This is a genomic window from Mesorhizobium sp. SARCC-RB16n, assembly GCF_008520305.1.
In the GTDB taxonomy this organism is placed as follows: domain Bacteria; phylum Pseudomonadota; class Alphaproteobacteria; order Rhizobiales; family Rhizobiaceae; genus Mesorhizobium.
The window spans coordinates 200001-218941 of record NZ_ML703270.1 but is presented as its reverse complement, the minus strand read 5'-3'; the positions used below and the strand labels follow the sequence as shown (position 1 = coordinate 218941).

Sequence of the window (18941 nt, the reverse complement as noted above, 5' to 3'; positions counted from 1 at the left end):
GGCCGTCAGTCCCGTGATGTCAATTTGGCGCTTATCAGCGCCGCCGCATCGGCCGGACGCGCGCCTGCTTCCAAGATGAAGGTCGGCACCGAGGAGACCAGCTTGGCGATCGTCGCCAGCCGGCGCTTCTGCAGCGGCAGCAGGCCGGTCGCGCCGGTTCGGACATTGTCCATCGCCAGCGCCACCATCGCGTCGGTCCGGGCCATGGGCGCGAGCCGGGTCTCTTCGTCGGCGGATCGCACAAGGTGCAGGAGCGCGGCTACCGGTCGGGCGGTCGGTGTTTCGATTTTTACGATCCCGCCCAGCTTTTCCAGCGAAACAGCCTGTTCGCCATTGCGGTCCCAGGATGGCCCGAGGCATGGCGCCACCTGCGGGATCATCCACGCCGTCTTCTCATGGATCTTGACGTGGCGCGGCAAACCCCAGGCAACAGGCGTGGCGGAAGCGACATTCAGGATCATGGCGTCGTCGGAGCAAAGACCGAATCCTTGCGTTGCCAAGGCCAGCGATGTGGTGGTCTTGCCGGTGCCGCTCGGGGCATGGACCAGCACAACCGCGTCACGGCCCGGCAGGGTCAGGCCCGCAGTGTGCAGCATATGTTGGCCGCCGGCGTCGAGTGCCGCGTCCAGCATCAGCATCGATGGCGTCCAGGCGGCCTTGCTGTCGGGGATGATGCGGAGTCGAGCCCACCCCCCCTCGTTGATCTCGACGGTCTGTCGTCCTGGCAAGACCAGGTGGACGCTGGCGCCGTCCGTGATCATCCGGCAGTAGCCGTCGTCCGGTATCTCGCCGTCGAAGACCAGGGATCCGACGGGGGTCTCGTCCAGCGCTTCCACCTCGCCGATGTCGAGATGAAAATCCGCTTCGGTCGAACCTTCGATGCGCAGGCTGGCGAGCATCCTGTCGAAATCCTGCCATAGCTCGGCGCGTTCGGCCGAGATGCCGAGGACCTGGCCGTTGAGGTCATAGAAGGCGCAAGGTCTGGTCAAGCGGGGCGCACCTTCGTGGCGCGGTCATGGTGGCGATAGATCTCGACCATGCCGGGAAGGCTGTCGCTGACCACAGGCTTGCCGTCGAGGCAGACCCAGCAATGCGCCGACAGCCGCGACGCTTGCAGCGACTTCGGATCGACGCCGAAGCGCAACTCCGGATCGAAGCCTGCGAGGCGCAGGAAACGATGGCCGAGCAGACCTTCCCGCAGGCATCTGCGGTCGCGCATCAGCCAGGGACGGCGCACGGCACGGTTGACGCGAGCGACAATATAGGGAGCTGACAAGCCGCGATAGGGCGTCGGCGAGGCGAGCGGCGCCCATTTCAGCACCTCCTCGAAGCTGCGGTTGGCAATGAGGACCGGCATCAGCCGCGCGCTTGCCCAGAGATGGCAGCGGAACAAGACGCGCAGGAGAGGACTGTCCGCCATCGAGCAGTACCTTCAGCTATCAAGCCCTGGAGCGGCGAGAATGCCTTCCGAGACAAGATCGGTGGCCAGCGCCGCCATGTCCTCGTCAAGCGTGCCCTTGTCGACCTCGAACTCCTCACACAGCAAGCCGACGATCTGGCCGAGGCTGCGCGCGCCATCCACCTTGTCGAGAAAGGCTTCGGTCGTGCCATTGCAGGTATAGAGCTGGCCGCTGCGGGCCAAAAGCACGACCGCGCCGTCGCCGACATGCTGGACCGAGGCATCGTCCGCCAGTCGCAGAACCGTTCCAGAGGCAATTTCCATCACAAACCCCAAAGCCATGCAAAGCCGAAATGAGATAGCGCGGTGGTGGGGCGCTGTCTATCGGCCGGCTGGGAATGGCCCACGCAGCTCTGTGTTTGCGACAGGCTCTTGTCAGGCCGCAACATCCATCTAAGGCCGAAATCGTCCCAGAAATAGTCGCCGGAATGACGCGCCAGGCAAGTGCGTGGATAGGCGGCACCGTTGCTTTTCTTCCCACAGGTAAGGTAAGAACTCTCCAGGTCTTGGGGAGATAGCGTATGCGTTACAATTGGGAGCGGCTCCGACGACTTTCGAACGTCATCGAAAAGCTCTTGCGACAGCCATTTTGATCTTCGGCGGTGTCGGCCTCATGCTGGTGGCTTTGCCGATCTAGCGCGATCGACTTTTATCCAGCGAATCCGGTTCGTTAGACGGCTATCGATAGATTGCTCAGCGGGTTGTCCGGTCACCGCGATGAAGCGGCGATCGCGCCCTTCGAAGCCCTGGCTGAAACGATCACCGCCGGCTTGAATTCGTGGGTTTCCGGCAGGCTGTAGGAGTTCGGGCAATTCCTCGACTCGATCGATCATCGATGGCGCATGCGCTCACGTCCTCCCCCTCGATGCCGTAGGTCACGATAGCGGCATCTCAGACGAAAATCAGGGAAGACAGCGCCGGAAAAAACAGCATAGGCTGTTGGCAAGACGGCAAATCGATCCTGGGGAGGATGTGGATGGCTTCACGCTATCACGAGGTCTATGACGGCTGGAAACGCGACCCGGAGAAATTCTGGGCCGACGCGGCCGGCGCCATCGACTGGTATTCGCCCTGGGACAAGGTGTTCGATGCCGCCGCCGGCGTCTACGGTCGCTGGTTCACCGGCGCGACCTGCAACACCTGCCACAACGCGCTTGACCGGCATGTCGCCGGCGGGCGGGCCAGCCAGATCGCGCTGATCCATGACAGCGCCATCACCGGAACGGTGAAGAAGTTCACCTATGCCGAGTTGAAACGCGAAGTGGTGGCGCTGACCTCGGTGCTGAAGAATCGCGGCATCGGCAAGGGGGACTGCGTCATCATCTACATGCCAATGGTGGCGGAAGCGGCCATCGCCATGCTCGCCTGCGCCCGCATCGGCGCTGTGCATTCGGTCGTATTCGGCGGCTTTGCCTCGCATGAGCTCGCCACCCGCATCGACGACGCAAAACCGAAACTGATCATCTCGGCCTCCTGCGGCCTGGAGCCGGGCCGGGTGGTTGCATACAAGCCGCTGCTCGACAAGGCGATCGAGATGTCCCGCCACAAGCCGGACGCCTGCCTGATCCTGCAGCGCGACCAGTTGCGCTGCGATTTGAAGGATCATTTCGACATCGATTATGCCGACGCCGTCGCCCGCGAACGGGCGGCAGGCGCCAACGTCGATTGCGTGCCCGTACTGGCCACCGACCCGCTCTACATCATCTACACCTCGGGCACGACCGGTCAGCCCAAGGGCATCGTGCGCGACAATGGCGGCCACATGGTCGCGCTGAAATGGACGATGGATAACGAGTTCGGCGTCAAGCCGGGAGAAGTGTTCTGGGCGGCGTCCGACGTCGGCTGGGTGGTCGGCCATTCCTACATCGTCTATGGCCCTCTTCTACATGGCTGCACCAGCGTGCTGTTCGAAGGCAAGCCGATCGGCACGCCCGATGCCGGCACCTACTGGCGGGTGATCGCGGACCACGGCGTGGTCGCGTTGTTCACCGCGCCGACCGCCTTCCGCGCGATCAAGGGGCAAGACCCCAAGGGCGAATTCGTGCCGAGATACGATCTGTCGAAATTCCGCACGCTGTTCCTCGCCGGCGAACGCGCCGACCCCGAGACCATCAAATGGGCGGAGCAGAAGCTCAACGTGCCGGTGGTCGATCATTGGTGGCAGACCGAGACCGGCTCGCCGATGACGATAAACCCCGCCGGGCTCGGCCTGCTGCCGGTGAAATACGGCTCGCCCGGGGTGCCGATGCCGGGCTACGACATCCGCGTGCTCGACGATGCCGGCCACGAGGTGCCGCGCGGCACGCTGGGCAATGTCGTGGTCAAGCTGCCGCTGCCGGCGGGCTGCCTGCCGACGCTATGGAATGCCGACGCCCGCTTCCGCCAGGCCTATCTCGATGAGTTCCCCGGCTTCTACAAGACGGCCGATGCCGGCATGATCGACGAGGACGGCTATCTCTACGTGATGGCCCGCACCGACGACATCATCAACGTCGCCGGGCATCGGCTGTCGACCGGCGCGATGGAAGAGGTGCTGGCGGCCCATCCCGACGTCGCCGAGTGCGCCGTCGTCGGCATCGCCGATGCGATGAAGGGTCAAATTCCGCTCGGCTTCGTGGTGCTCAACGCCGGTGTTGCTCGCGAGGGCGGCGCCATCGAGAAGGAGGTCGTCGCACTGGTGCGCGAGCGTATCGGCCCGGTCGCCGCCTTCAAGACCGTGGTCACGATCAAGCGGCTTCCCAAGACGCGGTCGGGAAAGATCCTCCGCGGCACCATGCAGAAGATCGCCGACAAGGAAGCGTGGACAATGCCGGCGACCATCGACGACCCCGCTATCCTGGAAGAGGTCACGGCGGCGCTGAATGCCCGTGGGATCGGCGTGTAGCCAGTACTGCCGGCACCTGGGTAGAGCTACCGTTCCGCGATGTTGCGGCGCGGCGAACTTTGTGATGGCCGCAGGGCGCAATCGTTGATTGTGCAATGCAACACTGCGCCTTACAGTTCCCGCGGGGGGCCATTCGACGGGATCGCATGGCTCAGCAAAAGACAACGTTTGGCGGTATCGACATCCTGCGGTTTCTCGCCGCCGTGCTGGTCATGATCTACCACTATGGTTTCTGGGTATGGGCCTATCGCGACGGTATCTCGGCGCAAGCCACGGGCGGCGTTCCGGCGCAGCCCGGTATAGGCGCCTGGGTCGAATCCGGCTGGGTCGGTGTCGAGATCTTTTTCGTCATCAGCGGTTTCGTCATTGCCTTCAGCGCCGAGAATTCGACGCCGCTGCGGTTCTTCGAGGCGAGGGTCAAAAGGCTGGCGCCGGCGGTCTGGATTTGTGCGCCGATCACCGCGGCCCTGTTGCTGATCATCGGCTTGAGCTGGCCGACCGACGCAGTGGTCAGGCTCGCCCGAACGGCCCTGTTCGCGCCCTATGGTCCGTGGGTGGACAGCGTCTACTGGACGCTCGGCATCGAGATCGCCTTCTACGCCATCGTCTGGGTCCTGCTGCGGCTCGGCCGCTTCCATCTGATGGAGAGGGTTGCCATCGCCATCGGCCTGGTGAGCACGCTGTTCTGGTGCCTCTATTATCCGTTCGGCTGGTCCGACTTCGCCGAGACGCGCTGGCTGCAGCTCGTCCTGGTGCATCATGGCTGTTTCTTCGCCGTCGGCGTGCTCATCTGGCTGATGCGGTTCAAGGCGTTGACGGCCCCTCGCCTTGGCTTCTGCCTGCTGTTCCTCGGCGGCGGCGTGCTGCAGATCGCCAGCTCCGTCGACGTCCACAGCAGCAAGGTCGGGGCCGCGATGCCCTATGCGCCGCCGATCCTGATGTTCCTCGCGGCAATCGTGCTGATGGCGTGGTCGCTCAAACTCGACCTCAGTTGGAGCGGCTGGCGCCGGATCGGCCTGATGACCTATCCGCTCTATCTGATCCACGACGTCATCGGCGCGGCGATGCTCGGCGCCATGGTGCGCGCCGGAACGCCTTATCTCCTGTCGATGACAATCGTCGGCGCGACCATGATCGCGGCAAGCTGGTTGGTTGCAACCGAGGCAGAACCGCGCATCCGGCGACTGCTCGACCACACGTTTTTCCGCTACCGGCTGAAGGCGGCGTAGCCATACTTTCCAGCTTTCGGGCGATGCGCAGGCCTACAGCAGGTCGGGCGAAATAGGATTCGCCCGACCTGCTGTAAGCATCAGATTTTATGCGTGTCGTTATCCCGGAACCGAGGACACTTCCGGGCGACATGCTTTAAGACATGGTCGCCAACGGCCTGCCTCAGACCGCTGCCTTGCTGCGCACTTCCGACTTGTCGAGATAGTAGGTCGAGTACTTGTCGAAGAATTTCTCCGAGGCGCCGAACGATCCGTATTTGGCGAGCTTCTTCAGGTCGACCTTGTTCAGCACCGCACCGACGATCTTGTTGGCGACATAGGGTTCGGATTCCAGCATCGAGCGCACCATGGCGCGCGGCGTGCGGCCCCATTCGGTGACGAGCACGAAGCCGTCGACGAGCGGCGCGAAGGCCTTGGCGTCGACCACCGGCCCGAGCGGCGGCAGATCGACGACGATGTATTCGAACGTCTCCTTGGCGTTCTCGATGAAGCGGCGCATGCCGGCCGAGGAGAGAAGCTCGCTGGTGTGCGAGAAATGCCCGCGCGACACGGCCGGGATGATGGCGAGCTTGGTCTGCCTGTCGATCTTGCCGACGGACTGCCAGGTCTGGCCGCTCACCACTGCTTCCATCAACCCTTGCTCGGCTTCCATTCCGAGGCTGCGGCTAAGGCCCGGATTGCGCAGATCGCCGTCGATGAGCAGCGTCTTGGCGCCGTTGGCGGCGAGCAGCCCGGCGAGATTGGCCGCGACCGTCGACTTGCCTTCGCCGGGCAGAACCGAGATTATGCCGATGACGCGGCTGGCTTGCCCTTCCAATACCACATCGAAGGCGATCTTGGCGCTGCGCAGCGTTTCGGAGAACATCGATGCCGGAGCGTCGATGCTCACCCGCATTCGCGCGCGTCTTTCGATGGCGGCCGGCGATCTGGCGACCTTGACATCGGGCTCGGCCGGCTTGTCTTCCTTGCTTGGTTTGCTGCCGATGGTGGGCAGGTAACCGAGGAATTTGAGGCCGACACGGTCGCGCACCTCCTCGCCGGTCCTGAAGAACCGCTCGTTGAACTCGTTGAGACCGCCGAAGCCGGCGCCCATCAGAACGCCGAGCACCAGCGAAAGACCGAGCACGACCATGGTGCGGGGGCTCGAGGCAGCAAGCGGCGTCGACGCATCCGAAATGATGCGGATCTTGCCGACAGGGAAGGATTGCTGCTGCGCGGCTTCCTCATAGCGGCCGAGGAAGGTCTGGTAGAGCGTCGTCAGCGCTGTCGCCTTCTGGTCGAGGTCGCGCAGCTTGACCTGCGACTGGTTGTCGATGGAACTCTTGCCCTGCGCGGCTGCGACATTGGCCCTGAGCGCGGTCTCGCGCGCCAGCGCCACCTCATACTCGTTGCGATAGTTTTGGGTCAGTTGCTTCAGTTCACCGAAGATCTGCGCCGATACGTCGGCCTTCTCCTTGGCGAGCGCCACCGCCTGCGGATGCTGCGGGCCGAAATTCGCCTCGACATCCTGCTGCCGTTTGGCGACCGCGAGATAGCGCGTCTTCAGCGCCGCGATGACCGAGCTGCTTGGCTGATCGCTCGATATTGCGGCGTCCTTGAAAGCGTTGTCCGAACCGCTGTCGACGATCGACTTGTACTGCTGGTAGCGGGCGCTGGCACGGGCCGTGTCGGCCTGCGCCACGATCAACTGGGCGTTCAGGTCGGCAAGCTGCTTGTCGCTCATCAGCTGGCCGTCGCTGTTGGCGGAAAGACCATGCTCCGCCCTGAATTTCTCGACCGCGAGCGATGCCTGCTGCGAGCTTTCGCGCAGTTCGGTCAGCCGGCCCTGCAGCCAGACCGCCGCACGCTCGGTGGCGTCGAAGCTGGCATCGAGCTGGTCGGCGAGATAGGCGTCGGAATAGGCCTTGGTGATGGCTTTCGCCAAACCCGGATCCGTCGCCTGGTAGCCAAGCTCGATGACGTAGCTTCGCCCGACGCGATCGGCCCGGATCTCGTTCTGCAGCTTGAGGATGGCATAATCACGTTGCGACGTGGCGATCAGCGCATCGCGCGTGGCGGGGTCGAGCTTGGAGATATCGCCGACGCCCGGCATGACCGGGCTCGGACGAACATACTGGATCAGACCGCGTACCAGACCGACGCCCTGGGCGAGAGCCGACTGGGGCGGGTTCATGAACGCATCGTTCTGGTCGAGCTTGAGCTTGTCGACGACCACGGAGGCAAGCCGCGTCGAGGTCAGGATCTCGATCTGGCTGAGGATGGCCGAATCGGTCTGCATGGTTGTCGACGCCGCCGAGATGTCGTCGACGATCTTGTTCAGCCCCTCATCGATCAGCACGCTGGCGATCGACTGGTATTTGGGCGGCGTCGTCTGCAGATAGAGCAGGCCCAGGAAAAGACCGATGATGGCGCACACGCCAACCACCTTGGCCTGCCGCGCGGCCATGCCAAGCAGCCGCTCCACGTCGATGAAGTCTTCGCCGTCTCCTGCGTCCGAATTCGGCAATGGCATCCTCTTGTCGAGAGGAAAGTTGGCATAATTCATCTTCGGTCCAATTCTGGCTTGTCTTGCTCGCAGGCCCCGGGACGATCGGGAGCATTGGCGGACGCGGCACACGCTTGGTGCCGGACAGCGCGGAGCCGGCCGGCCCCTCCGCCGTCAGCCGCCCGACAATGCTCCCGAAAGATGGGCATTATGCGGCTTCTTCCTGGCGTTCATGCGACCGGACGACCTCCCGGAGCATCTCGAAAACCGGGCCCTTCATGTCGTCGCGCGCCAGCGCGAAGGCGACATTGGCCTGGATGAACCCTTCCTTGGAACCGCAGTCGAACATGCGGCCCTTGAAAGGCTGGGCAAAGAATGGCTGCTCCTGCGACAGGCGGACCATGGCGTCGGTCAGCTGGATCTCATTGCCGGCGCCGCGCTGCTGGTTGCCCAGAAGCTGGAAAATCTCGGGCTGCAGGATGTAGCGGCCGTTGATGTAGAAGTTCGACGGCGCGTTGGCCGGCGCAGGCTTTTCGACCATGGCCGTCACCTCGAAGCCGCCGCCAATATCAGCGCCACGGCCGACGATGCCATATTTGTTGGTCTCGCTCGGATCGCAGCGCTCGACGGCAATGACGTTGCCGCCGGTCTCGGCATAGAGGTCGGTGATCTCGGCCAGGCATCCGCGCCCGCCGAAGGAGACCATGTCAGGCAAAAGCAGGGCGAAGGGCTCGTTGCCGATGACCTCGCGCGCGCACCAGACGGCATGGCCGAGGCCTTGCGGCGATTGCTGGCGGATGAAGGAGGTGGCGCCGGCCACCGGAAGCAGGCTTTCCAGCGACTGCAGTTGCGCCTTCTTGCCGGTCTGTTCCAGGGTTCCGATCAGTTCCGGATGCAGGTCGAAATAGTCCTCAATGACCGCCTTGTTGCGGCCGGTCACGAAGACGATGTGCTCGATGCCGGCCTCGAAGGCCTCGTCCACCGCATATTGCACGACGGGCCTGTCGACGACGGGAAGCATTTCCTTCGGCATCGACTTGGTCGCCGGCAGGAACCTTGTTCCAAGCCCCGCCACCGGTATCACGGCCTTCCTGATTTTCTTCATCGCAAATTCCTTCTGAGGAGATCGACTTCAGTCCATTCACAGGCCACGAAAAATCCCTCCATGTGCCTGCATCTTCACCTCCCCACCCCCACGGCAAACTGTGCCGCTACTCTTCGCAACCGCACGGCGATCGGCATGCCCATATGCCTGACCGCCGCCGGGTCACTGAGCGCCGTCCGGATCGCCTTGAGCGGAGACCGCGCCTTGATGTGCTGGACCATCGCCAGGAACGAGGCCGCCTTGCGCAGGCTGCGGCCGCGCCGGGCGAAGGCTGCCTGGGCCGCCTCGTCCATCCGATGGGTTTGAGCGAATTCGGCATCCGCCCTGCGCATCGCCTCGACATGATGAGGCTCGAGCACGCGCGAGATGGAGCCGCTGCGGATATGATAGGCATAGCCGATATCAGGCTCGACCACGCATTTGCCGCCCACGGCCAGGGCTTCGGCAAACAGGATATAGTCCTCGCCGATCCTCAGTTTCTCGTCATAGCGCAGCCGGTTTTCATCGAGGAAACTGCGCAGGAATATCGGCTTGAGGTAGCCGAGATTGAACTTCGATTCGAAGACGACATTGCCGGCGATGTAGGTGGCCAGCGAAATCTCGCGCAGGCCTTCCAGATATTGACGCGGGAACATCGCGTCCTCGACCACGCCGTCCTCGCGGACGACCTGGAGATTGTCGACAGCGATCTGGGCGTTCGCTTTTTCGGCGCGGCTGATCATGGCGGCGATGCGGCCGGGAAAGACGGCGTCGTCGGAATCGAGAACCGCGATCCACCTGCCGCGGGCGGCGTCGAGCCCGGCATTCCTGGCCGCTCCGGGGCCCCTGTTCTTTTCCAGCGCCACGACGCGCACGATGTGCTCGGGATAGGCCCGCGCCACATCGAGCGTGGCGTCCCGCGACTTGTCGTCGACGACGATGATCTCGAGGCTGACACCCTTCTGGGCGATGGCGCTGGCGATCGCCCGATCAAGGGTTGCCTCGGCGTTGTAGGCGGCAATCACGAAAGAAACGTCGGGGACGAAGGCAATATCAGGCTGCACGCTTGCCTCCTTCCCCTGGTGAAGGCTGGCCGTAGAGGCGCAGTTCGCGGACACCGACAAGGCCGCTGACGACGCCTACATGCATGATGCCGCGCAGCACGCTACGGTTCCTGCGTATCGGGCTGGCGGCAACCGGAAGTGCCGCCGCAAAGCAATAAGCGGCCTTTGCCGCGGCAAGGCCGGCCTGCTTCACCCGCGCGATGCCGCTGGCGTTGCGGCCCAGGAGATGGCCGTGCGTCTGGCCGACCCGGAAGCGGCGGCGGCTGAGCCAGTCGAACGCGGCCCTGGCCCTCGGCACCGCCTCGTCCACCCACGCCTCCGGCGCAAAGGCGATCCGGCCGCCCGCCTTGTGCATCTGGTCGAAGAATTCGGTGTCCTCGCCGCCGGTCTGGCCGCGCGCCAGGCTGAAGCGGCGGCCGCCCAGGCTGTCCGATCCCATGCGCAGCAGGACGTTGCAGGTGTAGCCGGTGCGGATTTCGCCGCGCACGCGGACCGGCAAGGTGGAATGGAAATCGCCGCAGCGCATCCAGTCCGGCGCATCCGGGCGATAGAGCGCGCGTACCGGGCCGAGGACCGCGGCGGCGCCACTCGTTTCGGCCGTCGCCACCAGTTCGGCGAGCCAGTCGGCGGTGGCGGTCTCGTCATCGTCGATGAAGGCCAAGAAATCCGCCTCGCTGGCATCGAGGCAAGCGTTGCGGGCGATCGAGATGTTGCGTGCCGGGCAATGCCGGTAGCGGACCGGCAGCTTCAATTCCTGTGACAGCGCCGTCACCAGTTCCCGGGCGCTTGGCGTGTCGTCATTGTCGGCGACGATGACACCGACCTCGAAGCCGTCAGGCACGGCTAGAGCGGCGAGCGAGCGCAGCGTGTCGGCCAGTTCCGGCCGCCGGAACGTACACACGCCGATGTCGATGCTCCGGTTCTTGACCTGCACCGCCATCACGCCGTCCTCCGCCACGTGCCGAGGCCGAGAAGCTGCAGCCAGAAGCCGACGGACCAGCCGAAATGCATCACCATCGCCGAGACGCCGGCAAGCGCGATATCGGCATTGCGCTGGCTGATGGCCGTGACCAGGCCATAGCCCAGGCACACCGCAATCCACAGCAACAACGGCAGCGCCGCAATCCAGTGCACGAAGGAGAAGGCCGCCAGCAGAACCACCGGGAAGACCGCCAGGGGCACCATCTGCCGAACCTTTGGAATCACCCGATGTTTCAGCACATTCTTGGCCCGGCCACGGCCATAGCCAAGATACTGGAAATAGAGGCCGCGCAGCGAGGTCCGTGGATAGTAGACCATCTGCGTCCGGCCGCTCATCCAGATCCTGTAGCCGGCCTGCCTCAGCCGATAGTCGAGTTCCGCATCCTCGTTGTGGCTGAACGTCTCGTCATAGCCGCCGACGGCCTGGAAGGCCGATATCCGCATAAGTGCGTGGTGGCCGTGGTCGACCCACTCCCCGGCGGAGAGGTGGCGATGCTTCGAGCCGCCGGTGCCGAGTTTGGAGTTCTGCGCCGCCGCCGCCGCTTTCTGCACGGTGCCGCTGCCGCTGGTCAACATCGAAACCACGACCGAATCCGCGCCGGTGGCCAGCGCCTCCTCGACCAGCCGGTCGCAATAGTCGTCGGGATAGCCGCCATGGGCATCGATGCGGATCAGATACTGCGCGCCCTCGCCAAATCTGGCCACCGCCAGATTGATCGCGGCACTCTGGATGCGCTTTTCATTGTGAAGCAGGATGATGCGAGGATCGTTCTTCTGACGCTCGCCGACGATGGCCAGCGTGCCGTCGGTGCTGCCGCCATCGGCAACGACGATCCGCGCGCCAAGCCGTTCCGCGGCCGGGCAGAGGTGGTCGAGCAGCGCGCCGATATGGGTTGCCTCATTAAGGCAGGGGATCACGATCAGACTGGAGGAAAGCGCTTGCGTCATCGGGCGATGTCCATCCTATGCCAGGGCTTCGGCCGCGAGGGGTTCGCGCACGGTGGTCAGGCGGCGCAGTTTTTCGACCAGGGCGCTGCAGTCGCTGCGATCGTAGCTCCACATCCTCGGATTGTGCGCCAGCACCCGCGCCTTCAGCCTGCCGAAGCGGTGTTGTTCCATACTGCCAAGCGCGGTTTCGAGCGCCTCGGGCGTGGCCTGCGGCAACAAAACACCGATATCCCGCTGCCGCAGGAAACGTCCGGTCTCGGTGTTGTCCATCGAGATCGGCACCGCGCCGAAGCGGCAGCCTTCATAAAGGCGGTTGGGCAGCAGCCATTCGGAGTTCTGACCCTCCTCGAAGAAATCGATCGCCCAGGAGAAATGGACGTCCCGATAGATCGCCGCCATGTCCTCCGGATTGCGATACGGCCCGCGAAACGACAGATAAGGCTCGGCATCGACAAAGGCATGGAAATCCGGGAATTCGGAAAGTGCCGGACGGCCGCGCAGCACGATCTCGAACCGGCCCTCCATGCAGCGTGTGAAACCGGCCAGCAGTTCGAGCGAGCGGCGGCACCGAAGCGCCCCGAACCAGCCGATCCGCCATGGCGGTGCTACAGGTCCTTCCACCGCCTCGCGCTCACCAAGCAGAACAGCCGCTGCCTCGAAATACTTGTTCTCGACCAGCTCCACCGGTGCTGCGACCTGGCGGAAGGGCTTGAAATAATTGGCTATGAAGGCGGGCGAACTGGTCACCAGCAGCTTCACGTCCCGCGCCAGACGGCGCTCGGTGGCGCGCAGCGCCTTGCCCAGGACATCGTCGCGGAGCACCAGGCGGTGAATGTCGAGGCATTCATAGACGATCGGGACAGCGGCGCCGAAAGCCGACCTTGCGCGCCGGGCCAGCGCCAGCATTTCCAGATTGCGCGCGATAATGAGATCGGGCTTCGGCATGCCCCTGAGCTTCGAACCTATCGAAACCGCTGTTTTCGCCACCGCCGCCAGGCGCTGCGCGAACCGGCCGTCGCGCGTCTCGCCAAGGTCGATCGGCCGCAATCCTTCAACGTCGGCAATCGGATTCGCGGTGCGGCGGAAGCCCGCCAGGGTGACCCGGGCGCCACCTGCCCTGAGCATCGTGATCCGCCGGCGAACCGCCGGATCGGAAACATCGTGCACCAGGTACAAGACATGCAGCATGAAAACTCGATCGCTGTTGGCCCACCCGAAGGGAAGCCTAGTACAGCTCTTGCTGCATCGCAACATTTTTGGTGCGGCGTAGCAAAATTAGGCATCTCTACCGCACTGCACAAAACATATGATCCAATTTTTTGACAGCGCTGGCGCGGCCACACAATCGAGCCATCGGAGGCGACATGGCCTGCCACGCCCGGAAATCGGGGCATTCACTGCAAAGCCGGCAACATGACGACCACAATCAGGCCGAATCGCTCCCCACCCGGCAGCAGAGCCAATAGTTAATCAATTGCTAAAATTGTATTGCACTGCAACAAAAAATGGTGTTGAATTCTTGTCAGGGAAGTTGGGCCTTGAGTTTGGCTAGGGATCCGCTGTTGCAGCGCGGCAGCGTGCTTTTCTGCATCTTTGGAATAGCTTGCGAATATCCCCGATGCCGCTGCTTGAAGACGAGTGGTTCTGTATGGGCAAGTCTCTTCGCATTGCCGTCTACGACGACAAGTATCCGACCAGCTTCGTTACGCCGCGAGCATCCAGGCATACGATCCTGCGACAGCGATTTCTGCCATTGAATCTGGTCTCATCCAAGCTGGAAGGCGTGACGCTGATCGAGCCTGCCTTGTCTGTCGACATGGTGCATGCCTTCAACCGGATACCGATCAATTCCTCCAAGTACATCATGTCGTTTGAATCCCATTTGCCGCGACAGTTTGCCCTTCGCAAACGCGGGTTGATGGCCCGCTACCTGCGGTCGCGGATTGCCAGCCCAAGTTGCCGTCGCATCATCGCACTGTCGCATTTTGCCCGCAGAAGTTTTCTGGCCCAGCACAGCGACAATCCGGAAGTCTGCCTCCTGACGGAAAAGCTGCTGGTCCGGCACCCGAATATCGTGGTGCCCGCGACGCAAGATGCGATGTCCGAAAACAGCGCCGAGGAACTGGTGCTGACATTTGTCGGCGCCCACTTTGGCCGCAAGGGCGGATGCGTTGCGGTCAAGATCGCCGAAAAAGCCATCCAGCAGAAATTGCCAATCCGGGTGAACATTGTCTCAAGTCTCCAGGTTGGCGGCCATATATGGACGGATCCGACAGGTCCGGGATTCTTCGACCCCTATATCAAGCTGCTCGAGCTGAGAAACGTCCAGCATCACGGGGTGTTGCCCAACCAATCGGTGCGACAATTGCTGCGCAACTCGCATTTCGGCATCCTCGCCACGTTTGGCGACACTTTCGGCTATTCAGCGCTGGAATCGATGTCCGAGCACACTCCTGTTCTTGGAACGAAGGTCTGCGCCTTGCCGGAATTCCTTGAGGACGGCGTCAACGGGATTGCCTTGCCTGTGAGGCTCGACGACATCGGCGATTGGTGGAGTCCGGGATACGACTCGCGGGGGGAGGCGAAATATGCCGAATATTTCCGTGATGAGGTCGAGCGGCTCGCCAGTTTGGCCATCGAACGATTGAAGCCGTATATAGGCCAACCCGCCTTGATGGCGCCGCTCCGGCGCAATGCCCGCAGGACTGCGGAGACCATGTTCGGGGCAGACGCCGCAGGCGCGTTTCTCGATGCGCTTTACGATCGTGTCGCATTGGAAAAAGTGCGCGAGCCTGCGCAACTCGATCCTGCTCTCGATGTTGCGTCTCCCCAGTCCTTGCAACTTGAAACCGTCCGACTCGGTTCACTGCAGTTTGGACCTGGCCGGCAAGATACACTGGGACAAACCCAACCCCCAACAGCCTCCGCGGCTTGAGCGCCTCTCCAGGAGTTGCAGCCGCTGCTTTTGGCCTCCGCCCGCCGGTAATCCCCTGACACGAAAGCCTTTTTCTGCACTGCAATATTTTTGATGCAATGCAGCAAAAAATCGCCTTATCATTGGCGTATGGCTCGATCATCAAAGTGGCGCCCATGCCACTGGAACGGCCAAGGCCGCATCGACCGGCCGGCTTAGCATCGTCGCCGCTGACAAGGTCAAGGCGACCCAATGGAGGCTAGCGATGAATTCCACACGCAGACAATTCCTGACGCTTCTGGCGGCCTCCACGGCCATGCAATGGGTTGCCGGCCATGCACTGGCTGAGGGCGTCACGGCGGGAAGCGGGAACGTTGCCCTCGACAAGCTTCCCGACTGGTCGGGTGTCAAGCTGCAACTTTGGAAATACAACAATCCCTTCGTGCCGTCGCAGTGGAGCGAACCCAAGCTTGGGGGCTACGACTGGAAAGCCGCGAACGTCAAAATCGTCGACGGCGCCCTTCAGCTTACCGTCAGCGAGAAGGCATCCGCAGAGGTAATGTCCGGCGCCAACTCCGCTTCCTCATCGGCAAAATGGGAAGTGGACGTAACGCTTCCCACGATGAAGCCAGGGCTGATCGCGGCGCCGCTTTGGATTTTCAACGACAAAGCCCATGAGGAAGTCGACTTTGAGATTGTCGGCACCAAAGGGATGCAGATTACTGTCTGGGCGAACGTCGACAACCAGCACAAGACTGTTTGGGTCAAATTGATCGAGCCTGGCGACCTCTCGGGCAAACGATATCGCCTCGGCATGCAATACGAGGCGGGGAAAAGAGTTGCCTTCTTCATCGATGGCGAGGAAGTGGCCGTCATAACGCCGGCCGACACCCCCGGCGGAGCCTTTCCGAACAAGCCCATGCAGCCGTATTTCGACCTGTGGGTGGCGGCAGGAGCGACCATGGATCCGCGCTGGGCCGGCAAATGGGAGCCAATGGCCCCCTCGGAAAAACTGGTCATGACAATCCACGGATACAGGCGCAGCGACGTCGGCTAATGAGGTAAACCTTCACGGCGCCAAGGCTGCTTGTCGAGCATCAAGGCATATGCACCGGATATGCTGCACCGCAACATTTTTGGCGCGCCGCTCCACGTTTTCTGTTGCACTGCAAAATTATTGCCGTAGTTTGTGGTCGGCGGCGGTTGTGGATTTCGGGGTCCGGAATCCGCGCAAAGATCAGGAATCCTGAATTTGGAAGCCAATCCATTCGATCCGCCGGAAGGCTCCCTCCGCAAATCGGTCGGCCGCGGTGCCGTCGTGACCGCCATGGCGCAATCGGTGCGGGTCGCCACACAGATCATATCCGTCATCGTGCTGTCGCGGCTCCTGTCGCCGCAGGATTTCGGTGTCGTGGCCATGTGCGCTCCGGTGCTGGCCTTCATCGCCCTGTTCCAGGATTTCGGCCTGACCCAGGCGACGATCCAGAAATCGGGCATCCGGCATGAGGAGGTGAACTACCTCTTCTGGATCAATGTCGCCGTCAGCGCGGTCCTGGCCTGCGTGCTCGCGGGTGCCGCACCGCTGGTAGCGGCCTTCTACGGCGAGCCGCGCGTGACCGGCCTGGTGGCCGCGTTCGGGCTGCAAATCATGGCGTACGGGCTCGGCGCCCAGCATCTGGCGCTCTTGACGCGGCGCATGCAGTTCGGGCGCCTGGCGATCATCGACGTCGCCGGCGCGGCCGCCGGGCTGGCGGTATCGATTGCCTGGACCTTCATCGACCGCTCCTATTGGGCGCTGTTTGCCGGCACGCTGACCGGAGCCGTACTGCCGACGCTGTGTTACTGGGCAAGCTCGCGCTGGAGGCCGGGCTTGCCGCGCAAGGTCGCGGGCATCAGTGAGCTGATCAATTTCGGTGCCGGGATCACCGGTTTCAATTTCGCCAATTTCTTCGCCCGCAATCTCGACAACGTGCTGATCGGCAAATATTGGGGCGAGGCCCAGCTTGGGCTGTACGACCGCGCCTACAAGCTGCTCCTGTTCCCGCTCAGCCAGATCACCAATCCGCTGTCGAAGGTGATGGTGCCGGCGCTGTCGCGGCTGAAGGACGAGCCGGACCGCTATCGCAGCGCCTATCTGCGCGTCATGCCGCTGATCCTTCTGGTGGCGCTGCCCGGCGTCGCCTTCGCCACCGCCATGTCCGATGTCCTCATTCCCTTCGTGCTCGGCGAGCAGTGGCGTGCCAGTGCCTCTATCTTCCTGGCGCTCGGCTTTGCCGGCCTGCTGCAGCCGCTCAACAATCCGGCGGGTTGGCTTTTCGTCAGCCAGGGGCGCTCCGGCGATTTCATGCGCTGGGGCATCATCACGGCGGTGACCTCGGTGCTTGCCTTCGCGCTCGGCCTGCCCTACGGCGCGCTCGGCGTGGCGGTCGCCTATGCGGTCAGCGAGTATCTGCGCACGCCCTTCCTGTGGCTCTATGTCGGCAAGAGCGGACCGCTGCAAGCCAGCCATGTGCTGCGCGCGGCAACGCCGTTTGTGCTTGGCGCGCATCTGGCGCTGGGCGCGGTCTGGCTGGTCAAGCCGATGCTGCCGCAGCAGCACGTCGTCGCCCTGGCCAGCGGCGCCATCCTGGCCTACGCGATCACCATCGTCGTCGCGCTGGCTTTCGCGGCCGGCCGCGAAGCCTTGCGGGAGGCCTTGAAAATGCTGCCTGCAAGAACGCCGGCGGCGACGCCGCGCGAGGCGCAATAATTTCGGCGCCTTTGTCAGCTATACATATTTCACACGAGCATCAGGCCTGATCCATGCACTACCGATCGATCTCCGACATGAACGACGCGATCGTGAGCAACCTTCACCGGCTGCCGCGCGATATCGACCTGGTGGTCGGCGTTCCCAGAAGCGGCGTGCTGGCGGCGACGCTCGTCAGCCTTGCGGCGAACATTCCGATGACCGACCTGGACTCTTTCGTGGAAGGCCGGGTCTACACGTCAGGCATCACCAAGCGCAGGGCCGCACTCGACCGCAAGGTCTCGGACATGCGCAAGGTGCTGGTGATCGACGACAGCATTGCCGGCGGCAATGCCATGCGGGACGCCCGTGCCCGCGTCAAGGGCGCCGGTATCGAGGCTGACTTCATCTTCGCCGCCGTCTTCGGCCTTGAGCCGCAGCACCAGGAGACCGATGTGGTGTTCGAGGTCGTGCCGCATCCGCGCATGTTCCAGTGGAACTTCATGCATCACAAATTCCTGGCGCAATGCTGTGTCGACATTGACGGGGTGCTGTGTCTCGATCCGACCGAGGCCGAGAACGACGACGGACCGGCCTATGAAAAATTCCTGAGCGAGGCGCGGCCGCTTCATGCCGTGACCCACAAGGTCGGCTGGCTGGTCACCAGCCGGCTCGAGAAATACCGTGCGTTGACCGAGGCGTGGCTCGCCAAGCACGAGATCAAGTACGACAAGCTGATCATGCTCGATCTGCCGAGCAAGGCGGAGCGCCAGCGGCTTGGCGTTCATGGCAGTTTCAAGGCCGATTTCTATCGCAAATCCGATGCCATCCTGTTCATCGAAAGCGAGCATGCCCAGGCGCTGAAGATCACGGAACTGTCGGGCAAACCGGTCCTGTGCGTCGAAACGCACATCGTCAGTTTTCCCGATGCGCTGTCGCTGCCGGCACTTGGCCAGGCCGCGCGAAACCTGCCGGCAAGGCTGCGTCAGGTCAACTCGCAGGAGGGCCGCAAGAGCGCAGCCAAGACCATCGCCCGCGCCCTGCTCGGCGCACGCGGCTATGAAACGCTGAAGAACCGGGTCAAGCGCCCAGCCTGACGCGGAGCCGGTCGGGCCGTGCCTGACTACAGTATGTCGCGGCGAATAGGATTCGCCCGACCTGCTGT

Annotated in this window: 16 protein-coding genes; 6 read left to right on the top strand and 10 right to left on the bottom strand. The window is 63.1% G+C overall.

The window, feature by feature from the left end; all coding sequences use genetic code 11:
* Positions 1–5: 5 nt before the first annotated feature.
* From C7I87_RS19310 to C7I87_RS35600, 4 genes are all read right to left on the bottom strand, one after another.
* Positions 6–989 carry a phosphoenolpyruvate carboxykinase (ATP) gene (locus C7I87_RS19310; protein ID WP_149905697.1) on the bottom strand — a complete coding sequence of 328 codons (984 nt, stop codon included), beginning with the start codon at positions 987–989 and terminating at the stop codon, positions 6–8.
* Positions 986–1420, bottom strand: coding sequence for a lasso peptide biosynthesis B2 protein (locus C7I87_RS19305; protein WP_149905696.1), 435 nt, complete (start codon positions 1418–1420; stop codon positions 986–988). Before C7I87_RS19305 ends, C7I87_RS19310 begins: the two co-directional genes overlap by 4 nt.
* Before the next feature lie 12 nt (positions 1421–1432).
* Entirely contained in the window at positions 1433–1723 is a 291-nt protein-coding gene (locus tag C7I87_RS19300; protein WP_149905695.1) for a PqqD family protein, read from the bottom strand.
* Positions 1724–2070: 347 nt separating this feature from the next.
* Entirely contained in the window at positions 2071–2292 is a 222-nt protein-coding gene (locus tag C7I87_RS35600) for a hypothetical protein (RefSeq protein WP_210250638.1), read from the bottom strand.
* Positions 2293–2435: 143 nt separating this feature from the next.
* On the opposite strand from C7I87_RS35600, the gene C7I87_RS19295 reads away from it, so the two are divergent.
* Positions 2436–4343, top strand: a complete 1908-nt coding sequence (locus tag C7I87_RS19295; RefSeq protein WP_149905694.1) for a propionyl-CoA synthetase — start codon at positions 2436–2438, stop codon at positions 4341–4343.
* Positions 4344–4489: 146 nt separating this feature from the next.
* Positions 4490–5572, top strand: coding sequence for an acyltransferase family protein (locus tag C7I87_RS19290; RefSeq protein ID WP_149905693.1), 1083 nt, complete (start codon positions 4490–4492; stop codon positions 5570–5572).
* 163 nt (positions 5573–5735) lie between these two features.
* Here the strand turns inward: C7I87_RS19290 and C7I87_RS19285 are convergent, their stop codons facing one another.
* The 6 genes from C7I87_RS19285 to C7I87_RS19260 form a co-directional block, all read right to left on the bottom strand.
* Positions 5736–8117: a polysaccharide biosynthesis tyrosine autokinase gene (locus C7I87_RS19285; RefSeq protein WP_149905692.1), complete on the bottom strand. Its 2382-nt coding sequence runs from the start codon at positions 8115–8117 to the stop codon at positions 5736–5738.
* A 148-nt stretch (positions 8118–8265) separates the two neighbouring features.
* The gene (locus C7I87_RS19280; protein WP_149905691.1) at positions 8266–9162 is read right to left on the bottom strand and encodes a UTP--glucose-1-phosphate uridylyltransferase; all 897 of its coding nucleotides are present in this window, start codon (positions 9160–9162) and stop codon (positions 8266–8268) included.
* Between the two features lie 74 nt (positions 9163–9236).
* Positions 9237–10205, bottom strand: a complete 969-nt coding sequence (locus C7I87_RS19275) for a glycosyltransferase family 2 protein (protein ID WP_149905690.1) — start codon at positions 10203–10205, stop codon at positions 9237–9239.
* On the bottom strand, positions 10195–11145 hold the full coding sequence (locus C7I87_RS19270; protein ID WP_149905689.1) for a glycosyltransferase family 2 protein: 951 nt from the start codon (positions 11143–11145) through the stop codon (positions 10195–10197). Before C7I87_RS19270 ends, C7I87_RS19275 begins: the two co-directional genes overlap by 11 nt.
* Positions 11145–12134, bottom strand: a complete 990-nt coding sequence (locus C7I87_RS19265; RefSeq protein ID WP_149905688.1) for a glycosyltransferase family 2 protein — start codon at positions 12132–12134, stop codon at positions 11145–11147. Before C7I87_RS19265 ends, C7I87_RS19270 begins: the two co-directional genes overlap by 1 nt.
* 15 nt (positions 12135–12149) lie before the next feature.
* Positions 12150–13322: a glycosyltransferase family protein gene (locus C7I87_RS19260; protein ID WP_149905687.1), complete on the bottom strand. Its 1173-nt coding sequence runs from the start codon at positions 13320–13322 to the stop codon at positions 12150–12152.
* Between the two features lie 430 nt (positions 13323–13752).
* On the opposite strand from C7I87_RS19260, the gene C7I87_RS19255 reads away from it, so the two are divergent.
* The 4 genes from C7I87_RS19255 to C7I87_RS19240 all read left to right on the top strand — a co-directional run bounded on the left by C7I87_RS19255 (position 13753) and on the right by C7I87_RS19240 (position 18873).
* On the top strand, positions 13753–15069 hold the full coding sequence (locus tag C7I87_RS19255; RefSeq protein WP_149905686.1) for a glycosyltransferase family 4 protein: 1317 nt from the start codon (positions 13753–13755) through the stop codon (positions 15067–15069).
* A 244-nt stretch (positions 15070–15313) separates the two neighbouring features.
* On the top strand, positions 15314–16105 hold the full coding sequence (locus C7I87_RS19250) for a family 16 glycosylhydrolase (protein WP_149905685.1): 792 nt from the start codon (positions 15314–15316) through the stop codon (positions 16103–16105).
* Between the two features lie 195 nt (positions 16106–16300).
* A complete protein-coding gene (locus C7I87_RS19245) occupies positions 16301–17797 on the top strand; it encodes a lipopolysaccharide biosynthesis protein (RefSeq protein ID WP_149905684.1) in 1497 nt (498 codons plus the stop codon).
* 53 nt (positions 17798–17850) lie between these two features.
* The gene (locus tag C7I87_RS19240) at positions 17851–18873 is read left to right on the top strand and encodes a phosphoribosyltransferase family protein (RefSeq protein WP_149905683.1); all 1023 of its coding nucleotides are present in this window, start codon (positions 17851–17853) and stop codon (positions 18871–18873) included.
* Positions 18874–18941: the final 68 nt, after the last annotated feature.